The organism is Gordonia neofelifaecis NRRL B-59395, from assembly GCF_000192435.1.
In the GTDB taxonomy this organism is placed as follows: domain Bacteria; phylum Actinomycetota; class Actinomycetes; order Mycobacteriales; family Mycobacteriaceae; genus Gordonia; species Gordonia neofelifaecis.
Window position 1 is genome coordinate 24,765 of record NZ_AEUD01000018.1, and the last position, 18,023, is coordinate 42,787.

At 69.1% G+C, this 18,023-nt stretch carries 20 protein-coding genes; 9 read left to right on the plus strand and 11 right to left on the minus strand.

Annotated features, from left to right (window positions below):
- Positions 1-9 precede the first annotated feature (9 nt).
- From SCNU_RS17090 to SCNU_RS17105, 4 genes are all read right to left on the minus strand, one after another.
- Positions 10-1,005 (minus strand): glutathione S-transferase family protein, encoded by a 996-nt coding sequence (locus tag SCNU_RS17090; protein ID WP_009680664.1) that lies wholly within the window; start codon positions 1,003-1,005, stop codon positions 10-12.
- 26 nt (positions 1,006-1,031) lie between these two features.
- A complete protein-coding gene (locus SCNU_RS17095; protein ID WP_050792860.1) occupies positions 1,032-1,634 on the minus strand; it encodes a hypothetical protein in 603 nt (200 codons plus the stop codon).
- A 229-nt stretch (positions 1,635-1,863) separates the two neighbouring features.
- On the minus strand, positions 1,864-2,394 hold the full coding sequence (locus tag SCNU_RS17100) for a M15 family metallopeptidase (RefSeq protein ID WP_139026079.1): 531 nt from the start codon (positions 2,392-2,394) through the stop codon (positions 1,864-1,866).
- A 76-nt stretch (positions 2,395-2,470) separates the two neighbouring features.
- Positions 2,471-2,971 carry an SRPBCC domain-containing protein gene (locus SCNU_RS17105; protein WP_009680667.1) on the minus strand — a complete coding sequence of 167 codons (501 nt, stop codon included), beginning with the start codon at positions 2,969-2,971 and terminating at the stop codon, positions 2,471-2,473.
- A 16-nt stretch (positions 2,972-2,987) separates the two neighbouring features.
- Between SCNU_RS17105 and SCNU_RS17110 the strand changes: the two genes are divergently transcribed.
- Together SCNU_RS17110 and SCNU_RS17115 are read left to right on the plus strand one after the other, a co-directional pair.
- Positions 2,988-3,326, plus strand: coding sequence for an ArsR/SmtB family transcription factor (locus SCNU_RS17110; RefSeq protein ID WP_009680668.1), 339 nt, complete (start codon positions 2,988-2,990; stop codon positions 3,324-3,326).
- A 147-nt stretch (positions 3,327-3,473) separates the two neighbouring features.
- The gene (locus tag SCNU_RS17115) at positions 3,474-3,917 is read left to right on the plus strand and encodes a hypothetical protein (protein ID WP_009680669.1); all 444 of its coding nucleotides are present in this window, start codon (positions 3,474-3,476) and stop codon (positions 3,915-3,917) included.
- 13 nt (positions 3,918-3,930) lie between these two features.
- On the opposite strand, the gene helR is transcribed toward SCNU_RS17115, so the two are convergent.
- Complete coding sequence (gene helR, locus SCNU_RS17120) at positions 3,931-6,099, minus strand: RNA polymerase recycling motor ATPase HelR (RefSeq protein WP_009680670.1); 2,169 nt, start codon at positions 6,097-6,099, stop codon at positions 3,931-3,933.
- Between the two features lie 214 nt (positions 6,100-6,313).
- On the minus strand, positions 6,314-7,456 hold the full coding sequence (locus SCNU_RS17125) for an alkaline phosphatase family protein (RefSeq protein ID WP_009680671.1): 1,143 nt from the start codon (positions 7,454-7,456) through the stop codon (positions 6,314-6,316).
- A gap of 79 nt (positions 7,457-7,535) precedes the next feature.
- Between SCNU_RS17125 and SCNU_RS17130 the strand changes: the two genes are divergently transcribed.
- The 3 genes from SCNU_RS17130 to SCNU_RS17140 all read left to right on the plus strand — a co-directional run bounded on the left by SCNU_RS17130 (position 7,536) and on the right by SCNU_RS17140 (position 9,646).
- On the plus strand, positions 7,536-8,276 hold the full coding sequence (locus tag SCNU_RS17130; RefSeq protein ID WP_009680672.1) for a uracil-DNA glycosylase: 741 nt from the start codon (positions 7,536-7,538) through the stop codon (positions 8,274-8,276).
- A gap of 64 nt (positions 8,277-8,340) precedes the next feature.
- Positions 8,341-9,138, plus strand: a complete 798-nt coding sequence (locus SCNU_RS17135) for a helix-turn-helix domain-containing protein (protein ID WP_009680673.1) — start codon at positions 8,341-8,343, stop codon at positions 9,136-9,138.
- Between the two features lie 85 nt (positions 9,139-9,223).
- Entirely contained in the window at positions 9,224-9,646 is a 423-nt protein-coding gene (locus SCNU_RS17140; RefSeq protein WP_009680674.1) for a PaaI family thioesterase, read from the plus strand.
- 6 nt (positions 9,647-9,652) lie between these two features.
- On the opposite strand, the gene SCNU_RS17145 is transcribed toward SCNU_RS17140, so the two are convergent.
- Positions 9,653-9,967 carry a DMT family transporter gene (locus SCNU_RS17145; protein ID WP_009680675.1) on the minus strand — a complete coding sequence of 105 codons (315 nt, stop codon included), beginning with the start codon at positions 9,965-9,967 and terminating at the stop codon, positions 9,653-9,655.
- On the minus strand, positions 9,964-10,317 hold the full coding sequence (locus tag SCNU_RS17150) for a DMT family transporter (RefSeq protein ID WP_040518771.1): 354 nt from the start codon (positions 10,315-10,317) through the stop codon (positions 9,964-9,966). Before SCNU_RS17150 ends, SCNU_RS17145 begins: the two co-directional genes overlap by 4 nt.
- A 406-nt stretch (positions 10,318-10,723) precedes the next feature.
- Between SCNU_RS17150 and SCNU_RS17155 the strand changes: the two genes are divergently transcribed.
- Positions 10,724-10,969 (plus strand): hypothetical protein, encoded by a 246-nt coding sequence (locus SCNU_RS17155; protein WP_009680677.1) that lies wholly within the window; start codon positions 10,724-10,726, stop codon positions 10,967-10,969.
- A gap of 35 nt (positions 10,970-11,004) precedes the next feature.
- Here the strand turns inward: SCNU_RS17155 and SCNU_RS17160 are convergent, their stop codons facing one another.
- Both SCNU_RS17160 and SCNU_RS17165 read right to left on the minus strand, forming a co-directional pair.
- Positions 11,005-12,642, minus strand: coding sequence for an ABC-F family ATP-binding cassette domain-containing protein (locus SCNU_RS17160; protein WP_009680678.1), 1,638 nt, complete (start codon positions 12,640-12,642; stop codon positions 11,005-11,007).
- A 190-nt stretch (positions 12,643-12,832) separates the two neighbouring features.
- Complete coding sequence (locus tag SCNU_RS17165) at positions 12,833-14,377, minus strand: ATP-dependent DNA ligase (RefSeq protein WP_009680679.1); 1,545 nt, start codon at positions 14,375-14,377, stop codon at positions 12,833-12,835.
- A gap of 96 nt (positions 14,378-14,473) precedes the next feature.
- On the opposite strand from SCNU_RS17165, the gene SCNU_RS17170 reads away from it, so the two are divergent.
- From SCNU_RS17170 to SCNU_RS17185, 3 genes are all read left to right on the plus strand, one after another.
- The gene (locus SCNU_RS17170) at positions 14,474-14,878 is read left to right on the plus strand and encodes an NUDIX hydrolase (RefSeq protein ID WP_009680680.1); all 405 of its coding nucleotides are present in this window, start codon (positions 14,474-14,476) and stop codon (positions 14,876-14,878) included.
- Between the two features lie 82 nt (positions 14,879-14,960).
- Positions 14,961-16,418 (plus strand): ABC transporter permease subunit, encoded by a 1,458-nt coding sequence (locus tag SCNU_RS20255; RefSeq protein ID WP_009680681.1) that lies wholly within the window; start codon positions 14,961-14,963, stop codon positions 16,416-16,418.
- Positions 16,415-17,167 carry an amino acid ABC transporter ATP-binding protein gene (locus SCNU_RS17185; RefSeq protein WP_009680682.1) on the plus strand — a complete coding sequence of 251 codons (753 nt, stop codon included), beginning with the start codon at positions 16,415-16,417 and terminating at the stop codon, positions 17,165-17,167. Before SCNU_RS20255 ends, SCNU_RS17185 begins: the two co-directional genes overlap by 4 nt.
- A gap of 5 nt (positions 17,168-17,172) precedes the next feature.
- On the opposite strand, the gene fdhD is transcribed toward SCNU_RS17185, so the two are convergent.
- The gene (fdhD, locus tag SCNU_RS17190) at positions 17,173-18,003 is read right to left on the minus strand and encodes a formate dehydrogenase accessory sulfurtransferase FdhD (RefSeq protein ID WP_040518756.1); all 831 of its coding nucleotides are present in this window, start codon (positions 18,001-18,003) and stop codon (positions 17,173-17,175) included.
- Between the last annotated feature and the right edge of the window lie 20 nt (positions 18,004-18,023).

Below are 18,023 nucleotides of genomic sequence, written 5' to 3' on the forward strand. Positions count from 1 at the left end.
CCGTTCCGTTCAGCCGAGCGGGGCGGGCGGTGTGCCGTCTCCGAAAGGCTTGCCGCCCAACGACTCCCGGCCATGCGGTTCGGCCCAGTTTGAGAGATCCGGCCCCTTCGGCACGATGCCCAGCGGGTTCAGATCGCGGTGGACCTCGTAATAGTGCCGTTTGATGTGATCGAAGTTCGTGCTGTCGCCGAATCCCGGTGTCTGGAAGAGGTCTCGCGCATACGCCCACAGGACCGGCATCTCCGACAGCTTCTGCCGATTGCACTTGAAATGGCCGTGGTAGACCGCGTCGAACCGCGCGAGTGTGGTGAACAGCCGCACATCGGCTTCGGTGATCGTGTCGCCGACCAGGTAGCGCCGGCCCCGAAGACGCTCGGTCAGCCAGTCCAGTCGGGCGAACAACTGGTCGTATGCGGCGTCGTACGCCTCCTGTGACCCGGCGAATCCGCAGCGGTAGACGCCGTTGTTGACGTCGCGGTAGACGACGGCGTTCACCTCGTCGATCTCCGCACGCAGCGCCTCCGGGTACAGGTCCGGCGCACCGGGGCGATGGAACTCGGTCCACTCCAACTCGAAGTCGATGGTGATCTGAGGGAAGTCGTTGGTGACGACGGCGCCGGTCGGCACGTCGACGATCGCGGGAACCGTGATCCCCTTCTCGTACCCGGGGACTCGCTTGAAATACGCGTCCTGCAGTCGCGGGATGCCGAGGACCGGGTCCACGCCACCCGGATCCAGATCGAAGGTCCATGAGCGCCTGTCGTGGGTGGGTCCGCACACCCCCATCGAGATCACGTTCTCGAGCCCGAGGAGTCGTCGCACGATGATCGACCGGTTCGCCCACGGGCACGCGTACGAGACGACGAGGCGGTACCGACCGGGCTCTATCGGGTAGCCGTCGGCACCGTCGCGCGTGATCCGGCTCTCGATGTAGCGGGTGTCGCGCTCGTACGGCTGGTTCTCGGCGACGTAGGTCTCGGCGCTCTCCGGGTCGATGTCAGTCATGTCCCCAGGATGTCACCGTCGCCGCGTCAGAGACCTTCGAACGCGCGGCCCAGTTCCGTGTCGACATCGATGAAGCGCGCCTTCCGGATCTCCGGCTTGTCGATCTCGGTCTCCACGAACCTCGCGATCACCCGCCTGATCTCGTCGTCCACCTGAGCCAGATTGCGGATGATCTCGCCGCGCACGTTCCGCGAATTGACGTCGACGAAGACGTCTCGAGGCCGGGGCGGATCCACCTCGATGCGCAGTTGGAGCGGCGCCGCGCAGCGGACGGTCAACGGCAGCGTCACCAGTCCGTCGACGTCGTAGCGGATGCGGTCGACCTTGAGGTCGACGCTCAGCGCGATGTGCAGCGGCAGCTTGACGGTGAACGTGATCAGCTGGCCGACGTCGCGGGTGATCTCCGGTTCGGCGACTCGGACCTTCGCGTGCACCTTGACCACGCCCGCCGGTCCGGACCCGATCGGCCCGACCTCGAACTCCTCGCCGGCGATCGCGGTGAAGGCGCTGCCGATCCGCTCCTCGGTGACGGCGGTCTCGAAGAAGCTCCGGCCGAATTCCTCGTACGAGATGTACGTCGGCTCGGCGTCGACCGCCGGTGCGACCTCCGCTTCCAATGCCGCCTGCATCGATTCGACGGCTTCCACCACGTCGACGACATCGCCGCCGTCGACGTGTGCGGTCACCTCGTCGCGCTCACCACCGGCGGACGACGCCGACTGCTCGTCTTCGACGGGCGGCTCGACGCCGGCATTCTCGGAATCCGGATTCTCCGACACGCATCCATCCTTACCTATCGAGCACGAAGTTCGTAGCCCGGAAACGACCCCATCGCGAGTTGGCCGCGCCGCGGGCCGGTCAGCGTCGACTGGCGTCGGGCAGACGCGGTGGGCACTTGGTGCCGGGCACCGCGGCCAGTTCGAAGTGCCACCACTCGTTGTCGAAAGTCCGGCACAGTCCCCACCGGATGCCGTTCGCCTGCAACCAGCCTGCACCGGCCTGCGGTCCGATGTCGACCGCCTGTCCGGAGACGTGTGTCGACTCGTCCGGCGGCAGCACCCAGCGGCGAGCCGCGGCGGCGCTGCCATACTCGGCGATCCCCTGCCGCCACAGCGCGGCCTGCTCGGCGCGGGACCGCTTACCGGAGTTGATGTACATCGGAATCCCGGCCGACCGGGCACTCCGGTACGCGGCGGTGTACGCGATCGCCAGCTGCGGCGTCAGCCCGGCGGTTCCTGGCGCGAGCGACGCCCCGAACAGGTTCGCGCGAGCAGTCTGCGGCGCCCCGGCGGCCGGCGCAGGCGAGACGGCGACGACCGCGGCGAGGGACGCCGCGGCGGCCAGCACTGCGACCGATCGTGCGCGGTTCGGGACCCGGACTTGTCTCACGCGTCGAAACTACTACGCGACCGGGCTCGCTGCGAGCGGCCCGAGTCCGACGACGTCGTCGCGGACCGCACGACGGTCAGCGATAGAAGCCTTCTCGCAGGTTGATCCCGTGCTCGACCCACACCTTCATCGCGGCCAGCATGCCGGTCCAGCCCATGCAGTTGCCGAAGGCGTTCTTCGCCCCGTCCTCGGTGAGCCGCCAGGCCGCCTCGGTGATCGTGACCAGCGTGCGGGTCCCGTCGTCGACAGGCTCGAACTCGAACGTCGTGGTGGTCCCGCCGACGTCCACCGTCTCGACACCCGCCCAGGCGATGACGATCCGCTTCGGCGGGACCGCCTCCACTACGCGAACGTCGAACGCCCCGGGGAAGTCGTGGAAGTCCCAGGAGACGGTCGCGCCGGTCTCGAGGCGCCCCCTCGCGCCGCCGGTCGTGAAGTACTTCGACAGCCGGTCCGGGTCGGCGACGGCCTCGTAGACCTCGTCGGGCGACCGCGAGACGATGCCGGTCACGGTGAAGGACAGGTCCTCGAGTTCGGCGGCCTGAGGTGCGTCTTCGATCTTGCCTGTGTCATTCATGTGATAAATTTACAACATGTCAGGCCGCAGAGACAAGAGCGACGACGCCGACGACCTAGTCTTCAAGGCCCTCGCCGCCGCCACTCGCCGCCGGATCCTGGATCTGTTGAAGGTCGCGCCCCGCACGACGGGTCAGGTCTGCGAGCACTTCCCCGAACTCGACCGCACCACCGTCCTCCAACACCTGCGAGTGCTGGAACGGGCAGAGCTGGTGACCGGCCGGAAGGTCGGCCGTGAACGACACCTGAGCCTCGCTCCCCTGCCGATCAAGCGGATCCATGACCGGTGGATCGGTGAATACGCCCGCGCGGCCGTCGATCTGCTCGCCGAACTCGACACGCCGAGCGAAACCTGAACGCGGCGGGTCCTTGCCCTGCCGCTACGCAGCTGAGACGGTTGACCGATGACAGGTTCGCCGCGCACAGCCAGTGACCGCCGGAATCCCTCTCGTCTCAGCAGAATCGCCCCCGATCGGCGCAGTCGGCGACTCCTCACCCTCGCGGTGTCCGCCACCGTGGCCGCGGTGATCGTGCCTACGGCGGTAACCGCACCCGCCGCGACCGCCGCACCGGCGATCACCGCGCACGACGTCGCGAGTGCGCCCTACGGCGCGCTGTTCGCGATGGGCGCTCCCGTGTACGAGCGGGTGAAGTTCATCCGCGAGCCCGGCGCTCATAGCCGGACCATGATCATGCATCGCCTGCACGGTCCGGCCGACGGTAAGCGCGGCACCGCGCGATACGTCTTCCTCGGTGACCGCCTTCCGGAGTCGTTCCTGGTCAGCGAGGACTGGAGTCGAAACGGCACGCCGCAGGGACTCGTCGTGCCGATGACGCGCAAGTCTCGTGGCAAGCCGCCGACGCCGAAGTACCAGTCGATCACCACGCTCACCGGGCCGGTCGGCGAGGTCCGCGCCGTCGGCTGGTCGCACCGGTACCTCGGCTGATCCGTCCGATCGATCAGTCGGCCAGCAACACCAGCTGCGACGTGGTCCGGGTCATCGCGACATAGCGGTCGACGGCTCCACCGATCCCGTCGCCGAACTGCGCCGGATCCACGACGACCACCAGATCGAACTCCAGGCCCTTCGCCTCGACCGGTGACAGGAACCGCACCCGGTCATCGCCTCGGCGAACCTCGGTGCCGATCACGCATGCCGTCCCCTCGGCGTTCGACGCGAGCCACCCCGACAGCACCTGGTCCAGCTCGGCCGTTCCAGCGCGAATCACCGGATGCCCGCTCGCCCGGATCGACTCCGGGACCTCGACGTCCGGCAGCGCCGCCCGGATCGCCGGACCGGCTTCCGCCATCGCCTCCTCCGGAGTCCGGTAGTTGACTCTCAAAGTGGTCCGGCGGGGCGTTCCGAGTCCGACTCGCTCCATCCGCTCGGCCCAGGTCTCGCGGAAACCGGCCCTCGACTGCGCCCGGTCGCCGACGATCGTGAAACTGCGCGACGGGCACCGCGAGAGCAGCATCTGCCACTGCGCGTCGGTGAGGTCCTGCGCCTCGTCGACCACGATATGCGCGAACGGTCCGGCGAGCGGATCGACCGGTCCGTCGTCCACCCCGGACTCGTCGACGATCACCCCCTGGATGTCCTCGGCGCGCAGCATCGACACCAGCGACTCGCGGTCGTCGCCTGCCATCAGCTCATCGACCACGTCGTCTCGCACCCGGCGCTGTTCGCGCAGTTCGGCGGTGCGCCTGCGCCGCCGACGCGTCACGTCGGGATCTCCCAGCCTGCGCCGCGCGGCGTCGAGGATCGGGAGGTCGGACACGGTGGGCCGCGAGCCCTCTGGACACCGCAGTGCGCGCATCTCGTCGGCCGTGAGCCACGGTGCGCAGCGCCGCAGATAGGCGGGCACCGCCCACAGGTCCGATAGCAGGTCGGCCGGATCGATCATCGGCCACGACCGACGCAGTGCCCTGGCGAGCTCCGAGTCCGCCTCCAGCGCGGTGCGCAGCCGGGCGCCGGGAACCTCCGGTTCGGCTTTCGCGATCAGGATCTCGAGCAGTGCGTCCCGCACGTCTTCGCGCACCTCGTTGTGCACGGCGCCGGGGCCGACGGCGGCGAACGCCTCCGCCCAGTCCGCGGGACTCACCCACAGCTCGCCCCACGGAGTGTCGATCTCGAACCCCTCCGTCGGCGGCTCTTCGTAGAAGGCGACCGCGGCGTCCACCGCACCGACCAGAGCCGACGACGACTTCAGCTGCGCGACAACCGGATCGGACTCGGGCAGCGCCGATTCACCCGCCGGCACGAGGTCGGTCAGCGTACAGGTCGCGACCCCCTCTTCGCCCAGGCTCGGCAGGACGTCGCTGATGTACGACAGGTACGGCCGGTGCGGGCCGACGATCAGCACCCCGCCGCGGTTCCCCTTCAACCGGGGATCGGCGTACAGCAGATAGGCGGCGCGATGCAGGGCGACGACGGTCTTCCCCGTCCCCGGGCCGCCGTCCACCACCAGCGGTCCGTGTGAATCGGCGCGGATGGCGAGATCCTGGTCCGCCGCGATGGTGCCCAGCACCGACGCCATCTTCGGCGACCGGCTCGCGCCCAGACCGGCGATGAACGCAGACTGGCTGTCGAGTGCAGCAGTCGGCTCGTCGGCGGCCGGCCCGAACAGCTCGTCCCAGAAGTCGACGATCCTCTCGCGCGACCAGCGATAGTGCCGTCGACTGACCAGACCCATCGGCTCGGCCAGCGTCGCCGCGAAGAACGGTGCCGCCTCCGGAGTACGCCAGTCGATCAGCAGCGGGGCGCCGTCCTCGTCAGAGACACCGAGCCGACCGACATAGGTCGTCGATCCGTCCGCCCCGACGACCCGCCCCAGACAGACGTCGGCACCGAACCGCGACAGCGTCCGGATGCGGGCACCCAACCGGCGGATCTCCTGGTCGCGCTCCAGTCCCGCTCCCACGCGGACGTCCGTGGATCTCCGCGCCGCGTCGAGCTGGGCGCGCAGATCGGTGATCTGTCCGGCCACCCGGTCGGCGACCCGGGCCAGGTGCTCGGCATCGGCGGCGATCAGCCCGGGATCGGTCTTGTCGGCGAGGCGGTCGGGCAGGTCGAATACAGGGTTCGGCAAATGGGACTCCAGTTCGGTTCGATGCGACGGAGCGCCCATTGTGCACGCTGCCCGGGGCCTTGCCGCAAGGCCCCGACCACCGGTTATGATGAAAGGGGAAGCGGAGATTGGGCAGCCCACCACCGTTGGTTGAGCGAGCGGAGCGAGTCGAAACCCCAGTCACCCGGGCTGAGACTCCAGATCGCGGCCCGTTTTTCGCTGCAATCTCACCACGGTTTCGACCGATTCTCGGCCTTCGGCCTCGCGAATCGGCTCAACCAGCGGCTCCGCCGCTCACTATCAGCGGAACCAGCTGCTCGTCGTCGGTCAGCGCCCCGTGATGACCGACCATCGTCGATTCCAGCGGCTCGGCGGTCGGACAGGTCAGCACCGCGGTCCCGCGTGCGACCGCGACCACGTCACCGATGCGGGCCGCGATCGTCTCGGTCGGCGGCGTCGCACCGAACCAGTGCTCATCGAGCGCCTGTTCGCGACTCACGACGAGCGCGTGGTCACCGAGCACCGCGGTCCACCTGTCCTGGACGACCGCCGCGGACCCCGGACTCCGCGCATAGACGTGGCGAACGCGGGCCTCGCCGGAGATCAGCTCCACGTCGCGTGACAGGTCCGGGTCGGCTTCGAGGTCGATGACGTCTCCGGCGCAGATCATCCCGTGATCACCGGTGATCAGCAGCGTGCAGCTCGACGGGAGATCGCTGAGCAGATCCGCGACCATGGCATCGATCGCGCCGAGCTCGGCGAGCCATTCCGCCGACTCCGGTCCGGAGATGTGACCGTGCATGTCGAGGTCGGGGTGGTAGGCATACGCGAAACGACGTCCCGCGTCGGGATGGCGGGCCACTTCCAGGATGCCGTCGCGCACCGCGGCCAGGCTCTCGGCCGGATGCAGGAGTCCGGGCGTGCGGAACGCCGCCCTGGTCAGTCCGGATTCCACCTGGTAGGCCGGTACGACGTAGTGGATCTCGACTCCGCGTTCCGCCAGCTCCTGAACAACGCTCGGAGTCGGCTGCAGCCACTCGGGCGCGTGTGTCTCCCGCGCATCCGTTCCCGCCGCGCCGCCGGTTCGCCAGCGCAGCGCGTTGAAGTTCTCCGGCCCGTCCGCCGAGGGCAGCCCGAAACTGTATCCGATGATGCCGTGCGTCGCGCACGGCGCACCGACGGCCAGGCTGGAGATGCTCGTTGCGGTGGTCGCCGGAAACCCCGCGCGCAGAGTCGCCCGCACATGAGCCGCCAGGGTCGGCGCGATCTCGCTGTGCCGCGCGATGAGCCGCGCGCCCAGCCCGTCGATCAGCAGGACGACGACGTCCCTCGCAGGGGCCAGGTCGAGAGCGTTGTCGCCGCGGCCGGCGAGCGCCTCGGTGACGGCGGGCAGGACATCGGCGAGCGTTCGGCGCATGGTCTCACTATGCCGTGAACGCGGTTCGGTGACCGGCGACCGCGCGAAGTGTGGTCCGCCGGGTCTAGTGTCACCAGTCATGAGCCGGCGAGCCGAATCCGCCCCCGACCGCGCCGCACGCATCCGGTCGTTGACTGCGCTCGACGACCTCGTCGCCGACTGCCGCGCCTGTCCGCGGCTCGTCGCCTGGCGCGAGGAGGTCGCAGCGACCAAGCGCGCCGCGTTCCGCGACCAGACGTACTGGGGCCGTGCGGTTCCCGGGTTCGGACCGGGCGACGCCCGGATTCTCATCGTGGGCCTGGCTCCGGCCGCGCACGGCGCCAATCGAACGGGACGGATGTTCACCGGCGACCGCAGCGGCGACTTCCTGTTCGCGGCGTTGCACGCTGTCGGCCTGGCGAGTCAGTCCGTCGCCGTCTCGGCCGACGACGGACTGGAGCTGTTCGGCACCCGGATCACCTCACCCGTCCACTGCGCTCCGCCCGCGAACAAGCCGACGCCCGAAGAGCGCCGACGATGTGCCCCGTTCCTGGGTCGCGAGCTCGAACTGCTCGCCCCGAGCCTTCGGGCCGCGGTCGTGCTCGGCGGCTTCGGCTGGCAGGCGCTGCTGTCGTCGCTCGCAGACGGCGGCTGGACCGTTCCGCGCCCGCGGCCGGCCTTCGGTCATGGCGTGCGCGTGCAGATCGAGCATCCCGACGGTCGGTCACTCGCACTCCTCGGCTGCTTTCACGTGAGCCAGCAGAACACGTTCACCCACCGATTGACCGCCCCGATGCTGGAAGCGGTGCTCACCGACGCGAAAGCCATCGCCGCCGGATGACGTCGGTGCAGCATGACCTCGGAGGTCATGGTCTGCGTGATCCAGGGCGGCTAGCGTCGACTGCATGACGAGCGTGACCGCAGAACCCGGCATCGGGCCGCAACTACGGCGCTGGCGACAGCACCGGCAACTGAGCCAACTCCAGCTGTCGAATCGCGCGGGCGTGTCCACGCGCCACCTGAGCTGGGTGGAGAACGGCCGGTCCAGGCCGACGCGCGACATGATCGAGCGGCTGGCCGGGCATCTCGACGTGCCTCTCCGCGAACGGAACCAACTCCTGCTGTCGGGCGGATTCGCTCCGGCCTACTCGTGCTCCGACCTCTCGTCGCCCGAGTTGTTCGCGGTCAGTTCCGCCCTGCAGGCCCTGCTCGAAGCCCAATCACCGTTTCCCGCCCTGTTGCTGGATCGGTGGTGGGATGTCGTCGACTACAACGCCGCCGTCGATCCGCTGCTTGCCGGATGCGCGCCGCACCTGCTCGAACCGCCGATGAACGCGGTCCGGCTCGCCCTGCACCCCGACGGAGTGGCGTCGCAGATCATCAATCTCGGCCAGTGGCGCAGACACCTGATCGGACAGGTTCGCCGTCGCGCCGATCGACTGGCCGATCCCCGGCTCGCCGCACTCGCCGACGAGGTGGCCGCCTACCCGGGCGACGACGTCGATCCACCGGACCCGACCGATGTCGTGGTACCGATGCGGCTGCGGGTCGACGACGGCGAGCTGCGCTTCTTCAGCGTCCTGACCAGCGTCGAATCGGCGCACGACGTGACGATCGACGAACTGCGGGTCGAATGCTTCTATCCCGCCGACGCCGCCACCCGCGAGACCGTCCTCAATGCGGCGCGGTCATCCCGACCATGACCTCCGGGGTCATCGCCCTTCCGGTCCGCCCGCCGGACACTCGTAGTCGCGGCCTATCACGCCGCCCGACCGGAAGGACGACATCATGCATGAGATCGCTCAGCACTGGATCGAAGGAACACTCCTCGGCTCCCCCGTGGCGAAGGCCCTCGGGTTCCGGCTTCTGACGGCCGAACCCGAATCGGTGACGATCGCGCTCCCCTACTCCGAAGACGCCACCACCGTCCCCGGAGTCCTCCACGGCGGCGTCATCGCCACCTTGATCGACACCGTCGCCGCGGCGGCCTCCGCCTCCGGGTTCAGCGATGCCGATGCCGATGCGACCGGAGGTGCGACGACGGACCTGACGGTCCACTACCTGCTCCCGGGAACCGGGGACCTGACCGCGACCGCCGATGTCGTGAGTCGGACGCGCACGTCCACCCTCAGCGACATCAAGGTCACCGACGACGACGGGCGACTCATCGCCACCGGTGTGGCGTCCAGCCGGGTCTTCCGTCGCCGATGAGAGGTCTCACCCGAGCTCGACGAGAACGACGCCGAGGGTGATGATCGCGAAGCCCATCGTCATGCGCAGGGTCAGCGGGTCGCGCCAGATCGCCCGGGCCAGCAACGCCACCAAGACGATTCCGACCGCCGACCACACCGCGTACGCGGCGCCGACCGGCATCCCCGCGGCCAATGCGAGTGCCAGGAAGCCGAATGACGCGATGTAGCCGAGCCCCATCGGCACCAGCCAGCACCGCCTCCGGAAGCCGTCGCTCGCACGCATGCTCAACGTGCCGGTCAGTTCGGCTGTGATGGCCAGCGCCAGCCACAGATAGCTCATCTCCCGACCTCGACTCGTTCCTCGTCTCCCGAGCGCGCGCCGCCGGTCTGCACCACGAGCACTCCGACGATGATGACGGCGATGCCGACCATCGCCACCGGGCTGAGGGTCTCCCCGAAGACCATCGAACCGAGCACCGCCGTCAGCGCGACGCCGGTCGCGCCCCACACGCCGTAGGCGACGCCGACCGGCAAGCCCTCACGCAGCGTCATGCCCAACAGTCCGAACGCCGCGAGGTACCCGGCCACCACGCCGACCGACCATCCAGCATGGTCCACCGACGCGCGCAGCAGCATCGTTCCGGCGACCTCCGACACGATGGCTCCCGCGAGCAATGCCCACTTCTTCACGTTCACGACTCCTTGCCCGACGACCGCATGAGCTTTCCCGCAGACCTACCACATCCGTCCGCCGCCACGTCCCCCATGGCCAACCCGGCCGCGGATCGACCCGTCGTGGATGGACGACACACTTTGCCGCGCAACGCGTGTCGTGACAGCGTCAGACGGGTCGCCAACCCGGCGAACTACGGTGCCGAATCGGCCGCGGAGGCCAAATCCGTTCTCGCACTGTCCGATTTCCACTACGCTGGAGGAACCGGCGAGCAGCGCGATCGACATCGAGAAGGTCACCATGGCATCGACTCCGCGGGGAGCCTCTGGCGAGTTTCCCATCCCCCCGACACCGTCCGCACCGGGGCGTGCGGCGATCGAATTGTGCTGTCTGCTCTGGGCTCGCGCCGAATTGGCACACGACATGGCAGCGTACGAGGACCAGGTGCTCGCCCTCCTCCCCGACCACCACGGCGAACTCCTCGCCCGGGCGATCGGCCCGGGGACCGACGGAACTCCCAACGAGACGCAGTTCATCCGCCTTCCGGACGAAGTGGCTCTCGACGCCTACCTCGGCGATCCCCGCCGGCGAGGCCTGGCCGCGGAGCGGGAGCGGGTCGTCGAACGCACCGTGGTCTTCCCCGTCCGGTTCGCTGGATCCGCTGGGTGACACGAACTCGCTCGGCCGAGGTCGATCCGCGTTCGTCAATCCCTCACCCGCCGGACTCGAAACCCGTCGCCGTCCAGTTCGAGGACCGTCCCGACCGCCAGTCGCTTGAGCAGGGCGTCGTCGTGAGTCGCCACCACCAGCCCGCCTCCGTATCCGGTCAGTGCGTCGACGAGCGCGTCGACGCTGGACGAGTCGAGGTCATTCGTCGGCTCGTCCAGTAACAGCAGTTGGTTGGGCGGGTCGGAGAGCAGGACCGTCGCCAGCAGAACGCGCAGCCGCTCTCCTCCGGAGAGGGAACCGACCGCCTGGTGGACGGCGTCGCCACGCAGCAGGAAACGTGCGAGCCGCGCCCGAATCCGATCCGGCGACGCATTCGGCGAGGTCGCGCTGACCACGTCGAGCACCGATTCCGCATCGGCGCGAAGGTCTCGCAGCTGCGGGACACAGCCGATCCGATCAGTGTGCGCACGCGCCATGACCGCGGTACTCCGCATCGCGCGCCCGTGCGGCGACCCGTCGGCGAGCATGCTGATCAGCGTCGTCTTCCCCACTCCGTTGGGTCCGATCACACCGACGCGCTCCGCACCCCAGAGTTCGAATGTCTCTCCGCGGCAGCTGGTGAACTCGGCGAGGCGCCGTCCCGCGGGCACCCCGGGAGACGGCAGGTCGACCCGGATCCGATCGTCTCTGCGGACGGAATCGGCCCTGTCGTCGACCGCGCTTCGGGCCGCGTCGACCCGTGAGTCCAAGCGGCGGCGGAGCTTGCCCGCTGACACCTGAGCCTGCATCCTTCGCGTCTGCATGATGCTTTTCGGTCGCCGCTTGATGTCGAAATCGGTACGCGCATAACGCTGCCGGCGCGCCAACGCGACCTCGGCCACCGCGCGCTGACGTCGTTCCACCTTGAGTGTCTCCTCCGCCGACCGCAGGGCACGTTCGGCGGCGTGCTGGCCGTCTGCCAGCTGTGCCCGGTAGTCGCTCCACCCGCCGCCGAATGTCGACAGCGTGCCGTCGTGCAGATCGGCGGTCCTGTCCATCGAGTCGAGCAGCCGGACGTCGTGGCTCACCACGATCAGCGTCCCCGACCATGTCCGGATCGCCTCGTACACTGCCGACCTGGAGTACCGATCGAGGCTGTTCGTCGGCTCGTCGAGCAGAGTGATCCGATGGTCCGTCATGCGCAACCCTGCGAGGCCGACACGCACGGCCTCGCCCCCGGAGACGGTGCCGACTGGTCGGTCGACGTCTAGCCCGTCGAGTCCGGCCTCCGCGAGCGCGCCCTCGGCACGCCTTTCGACGTCCCAGTCGTCCGCGATCAGGTCGAACAACGACGGATCGCACGACCCGTTCTCGACAGCCCGCACCGCATCGATTCGGGACCGGACGCCGAGCAGGTCACCGACGGTGTCCGCGCTGCGCAGCCCCAGGTCCTGCGGCGCAGACGCCACCGTCCCGCGGACGCTGACCGACCCCGACGTGGGTGTCAGTCGGCCTGCGATCAGCCGCAGCAGGGTGGACTTCCCGCTCCCGTTCGCACCGACCAGACCGGTGCTTCCCGCGGTGAACGCGACGTTGATACGAGTCAGCAACTCGGCACCGCTCGGCCAGGTGAACGAGAGATTCGACAGCACGACAGCGGGAGGTGCGGAGAACGCGGACGGATCGGTAGACATGACGGCTCCAACGGCTTCGGATGCGCCGATGCCGTCGCGGCCGCCGAGCGGCCGCGGGATCAGCGCGTGACTGGACGCGAGGCGCGGAGATCGTTCATGGCAGTAGACGGTAGATCCGACGAATCGGCACGGCAACCCATTTACCGGTCGCCGACCCGATACTCCCGTCGATCGCGTCCATCACCGCGGATCACGCCCGCGAGCGAGCCCCCGGCAACGACTGCAGAACGTCGATCGTATCGGCGTCCACGGCGGGTTTGCCGTCGACGCCGGTGCGGTACCGCTTGACGCGCGCGAACCGAAGTGCGACTCCGCCGGGGTATCGCGACGATCGCTGGACACCGTCGATCGCGACTTCGACGACGGTCTCCGGCCGGACGTTCAGGACATGCCCCGCCTCGCCGGTGGCGATCGTCGGGAAGTAGTCCGTCTGCCACCGCAGGACCTCATCGGTGAGCCCCTTGAACGTCTTGCCCACCATCACGAATCCGCCCGGCGGACCGTATCGCCCGTCCGGGTCACGGGCGCCGAGATGCAGATTCGACAGCAGTCCCCGCCGACGCCCTGAGCCCTGCTCCACGGCCAGCACCACCAGGTCGTAGGTGTAGACCGGCTTCACCTTGATCCACTGGCTCCCACGACGTCCCGCCGTGTACGGCGAGTCGAGCGACTTGACCACCACGCCTTCGTCGCCACCGGCCACCGCCGCGCGGAAGAAGTCGTCGGCCCGCGCCGCGGACTCGCCGCCCGCGACCTCGATTCCCCGAATCCGCCGCTCCCCGACCAACCGCGACAGCACCTCGCGACGTCGCCGGAGCGGTTCGTCGATCAGGCTCCGGCCCTCGGCGTACAGCGCGTCGAAGAACCATGCGCTGAGCGCGACATCGCCCGCACCCATACCGAATCGGCTCATCGTCTCCTGAAAGGGCCGCGCCGCTCCCGAGGCGTCCAGCGCCAGTGTCTCACCGTCGAGGACGAGATCGCCGCCGGAGAACCCCGACACCAGCGCGACGATCTCGGGCACGCGGACGGTGACGTCGGCGAGACTGCGCGTGTAGACGGCGACCTCGCCGCGCACGCGGTGCACCTGGATCCTGGCGCCGTCCAGCTTCACCTCCACCGACGCGTCCGCCATGCCCGCGACGGCCTCCGCGGCGGACCCGGCGGTGCCCGCGAGCATCGGAGCGACGGGAATGCCCGGCGTCAGGTCGACGGCGCCGAGGTCCTCGCCGGCCAAGGCGGCCCGCACAGTGCTCCCGAGATCACCGGAGAGCATCGCTGCGCGGCGTACCTCCGACGGCGGTACGCCCGCCGCGTCGGCGGCCGCGTCCGTGAGAACGCCTTCGAGCGCGCCGGTGCGCATCTCGGCCGTGAGGACGCGGATCAGGTAGTCCTGCTCATCGACCGTCGCCCGGCGCATCAACGACTCCAGCGTCGCCGCGCGGGCCTGCGCGGCGCCGCGACCCGCCGCAGCGGCGACCTCCGTGAACGCCCGGTCCACGTCGCTGACCGTCAATGTCGAATCCGCCGCCGGCTGGGTACGCACGGCGTGCGCCGTCCGCCACCCGACTCCGATCCGGCCCTGGATCGGCCTGCCGAGCAGCAGTCCGACTACCGCGCGAGTCTCGCTCGGTGCCACGGCGGCGAGCAGTTCGGCGAGGCGACGCTTCTTCGCCGTCCGGGATCGGGTCGACGCGACGTCCGTCGCCGTCGCCACGATCGCGGCGAGCCTCATCGGTTCCGCTCGACGTTCCGTCACTCCGCCGACAGTAGTTCGCCGGGGCGGCCACCGCGGTCACGACGCCGAGATCGACGTCCTACCGTAGAGAGGGTGAAACCAGTTCTGGCCGCCGGCGCCGTCATCGTCGATGATGCCGGTCGCATCCTGATGGTCAAGCGCGGGCACGATCCGGAGCGGGGGTGCTGGTCGGTCCCGGGCGGCCACGTCGAAATCGGTGAGACGACGGCCGAGGCCGCCGCCCGCGAGGTTCTCGAGGAGACCGGTCTGCGCGTCGAGATCGGTGCGGAGCTGTGGTGCGCCACCATCGACTACCCGGGCGACCGCAGCTACGAGATCCACGACTTCGCCGCGACGATCGTCGGAGGTGACCTCCGCCCCGGCGACGACGCCGACGACGCACGGTGGATGACCGCGGCCGACCTGGCGTCCGTACCGCTGGCCGCGGGCCTCCACGATCACCTCCGGATCGCCGGGCTGGTGCCCGAATCCTTCTGAACCGCGCGACGCGCCGAACCCGACGGCCCAAAGAATGACGCCCGGGCCGCCGACGGGGTTTACTCGCACTATGAGTCCCCGGATGCGAGCGCTCGCGCCCCTGCTGGCCGTGCTGTTCGCCGTCGCCGGGCTGCTATCGGCGTGCGGCGGTTCCGACGACCGCTTCGGCGACAACGGCGGCGGAGTGCTGCGCGTCGGCACCGAGGGGACGTACGCGCCGTTCAGCTTCCATGATCCCGCCACCGGGCAGCTGTCCGGCTACGACGTCGACGTGGCGAACGCGGTCGCGAAGCAGATGGGCATGCGAGCCGAGTTCGTCGAAGCGCCGTGGGATTCCCTGTTCGCCGCACTCGGTGCGGACCGTTTCGACGTCGTCGCGAACCAGGTGACCGTCACGCCCGAGCGCCAGGCCAAGTACGCGCTGTCCACCCCGTACGCGATCGGCGAGGGGGTGGTCGTGACGCGATCCGACGACGATTCCATCCGCTCCGTCGACGACCTCGGGGGCCGGACGGTCGCCCAGACCGCGACGAGCAATTGGACCCAGGTCGCGAAGGACGCGGGTGCCGATGTGCAGACGGTCGAGGGCTTCACTCAGGCCATCACGCTGCTCCGCCAAGGACGGGTCGACGCCACCGTCAACGACAGCATCGCGGTGTACGCCTACCTCGCCGAGACCGGCGACACATCGGTCAAGATCGCAGCTAAGACCGGACAGACCAGCGAGCAGGCGTTCGCCGCGAACAAGGGCAGTCCGCTGATCCCGAAGATCAACGACGCCCTCGAGAAGCTGCGGAACGACGGGACGCTCACCGCGATCTCGCAGAAGTACCTCAAGGCCGACGCCAGCGGCAGTTCGCCCGGTGAGCCGCAGCAACAGAACACCTGGCAGTTGGTCGCACGCAATCTGTGGCCGATGGCCAAGGCCACCATCACCACGACGATTCCGCTCGCGGCCGTGAGCTTCGCGATCGGGCTCGTGATCGCGTTGCTGGTGGCGCTGGCCCGGATGGCCGACAACCGCGTCCTGGCCTGGATCGCGCGCGCGTACATCTCGATCATCCGTGGCACTCCGCTGCTTGTGCAGCTGTTCATCATCTTCTACGCGCTGCCCGAGCTCGGATTCAAGGTCCCGCCGCTCCCCGCGGCCGCCATCGCCTTCTCCCTGAATGTCGGCGGGTACGCCGCCGAGATCATCCGCAGTGCGATCATGTCGGTGCCGAAGGGCCAGAGCGAGGCCGCGCAGACCATCGGGATGAGCTATGCCACCACGATGCGCCGGATCATCCTCCCGCAGGCCGCGCGGATCGCCGTCCCCGGGCTGTCGAACACCCTGATCTCCTTGGTGAAGGACACCTCGCTCGCCTCCACGATCCTGGTCACCGAGCTCCTTCGCGTGGCGCAGATCGCCGCCGCACCGACCTTCGAGTTCTTCGCCCTCTACATGACGGCGGCGGTCTACTACTGGATCGTGTGTCTGGCATTGTCACTGCTGCAGGGTGCACTCGAAACACGACTGGGAAGGTTCATCGTCACATGACCGAGCTGATCCGCGTCGACGGGCTGACCAAGTCGTTCGGCGACAATCATGTCCTGCGCGGGATCGACTTCCAGGTCGACGCCGGCTCGGCCACCGCGGTGATCGGACCGTCCGGCTCGGGCAAGACCACGCTGCTGCGATCCCTGAACGCGCTCGACGTCCCCGATGCGGGCGTGGTGACGGTCGCCGACGCGACGATCGACTTCGGCGGCGTCTATTCGAAGGCCGACCTCACCCGGTACCGAGCCCAGAGCGGATTCGTGTTTCAGAACCACAACCTGTTTCCGCACAAGACCGTGCTCCAGAACATCATCGAGGGTCCAGTCGTGGTGCAGAAGCGCCCGGTCGCCGAGGCCACGGACGACGCCCGCCGGCTGCTCGACAGCGTCGGCCTCCTCGGCCGCGCCGACGACTATCCCGGTCAGCTGTCCGGGGGCCAACAGCAGCGCGTCGGCATCGTCCGTGCCGTCGCGCTCAACCCGCGGGTGCTGCTGCTCGACGAGCCCACCTCCGCCCTCGATCCGGAGCTGGTCGGCGAGGTGCTGCGCGTGATCCGGGATCTCGCCGACCAGGGCTGGACGATGGTCGTCGTGACGCACGAGATCACGTTCGCCCGGCAGGTGTCCGATCAGGTCCTGTTCGTGGACGGCGGCGTGATCGTCGAGCACGGAGCGCCCGACCAGGTCATCGGGGCACCCCGCCACGAACGAACCGCGACCTTCCTGCGGCGCCTGACCGACCCCATCTAGCGTCGCTACCGCACCCGATCGGCCCGCGTGTAGATGTTCATCGACTCACCGCGCAGGAAGCCGATGAGGGTGAGGCCGGACCGCGCAGCGAGCTCGGCCGCGAGCGACGACGGCGCCGAGACCGCGGCGAGTGTCGGGATGCCTGCCATCACCGCCTTCTGAACGATCTCGAAGCCGGCGCGACCGGACACCTGCAGGACCGTCCCGCGCAGCGGCAGACGGTCGTGCATCGCGGCCCAGCCGATCACCTTGTCGACGGCGTTGTGCCTGCCGATGTCCTCGCGGAGCACCAGCAGCTCCCCGGTCGCCGCGTCGAACAGCGCGGCCGCGTGCAGGCCGCCGGTGGTGTCGAACACCCGCTGCCCCGTTCGGAGACGATCAGGCAGCGTGACCAGGAGTTCGGCGGCGACCACCACGTCGTCGCCCGCGACGTCGAACGACGACGACGTCTCGATCGCGTCGATGCTGGTCTTGCCGCACACCCCGCACGCACTCGTCGTGTAGTAGTTCCGCTCGGCCTGCGTCACGACGGCGGCCGCGCCTTCGCCCAACGCCACGTCGAGGACGTTGTACGAGTTCTGCTCGCCGCCGGTCCCCGGACCTCCGCAGTGGATCGCCGCCACCACGTGTTCCGCCCGCGTGACGACGCCCTCCGAGACCAGGAATCCGGATGCGAGCTCGACGTCGTGACCGGGCGTCCGCATGGTGACCGTGAGCGGCTTGCCGGACAATCGGATCTCCAACGGCTCCTCGACGGCCAGCAGATCGGGTCGGCGATCCGGCTCGCTGCCGAGCCTGCGCCTCGTCACCGGCCATCGCGCGGTAATCCGTCCCACGGTCGCCAGCCTAGCCGCTA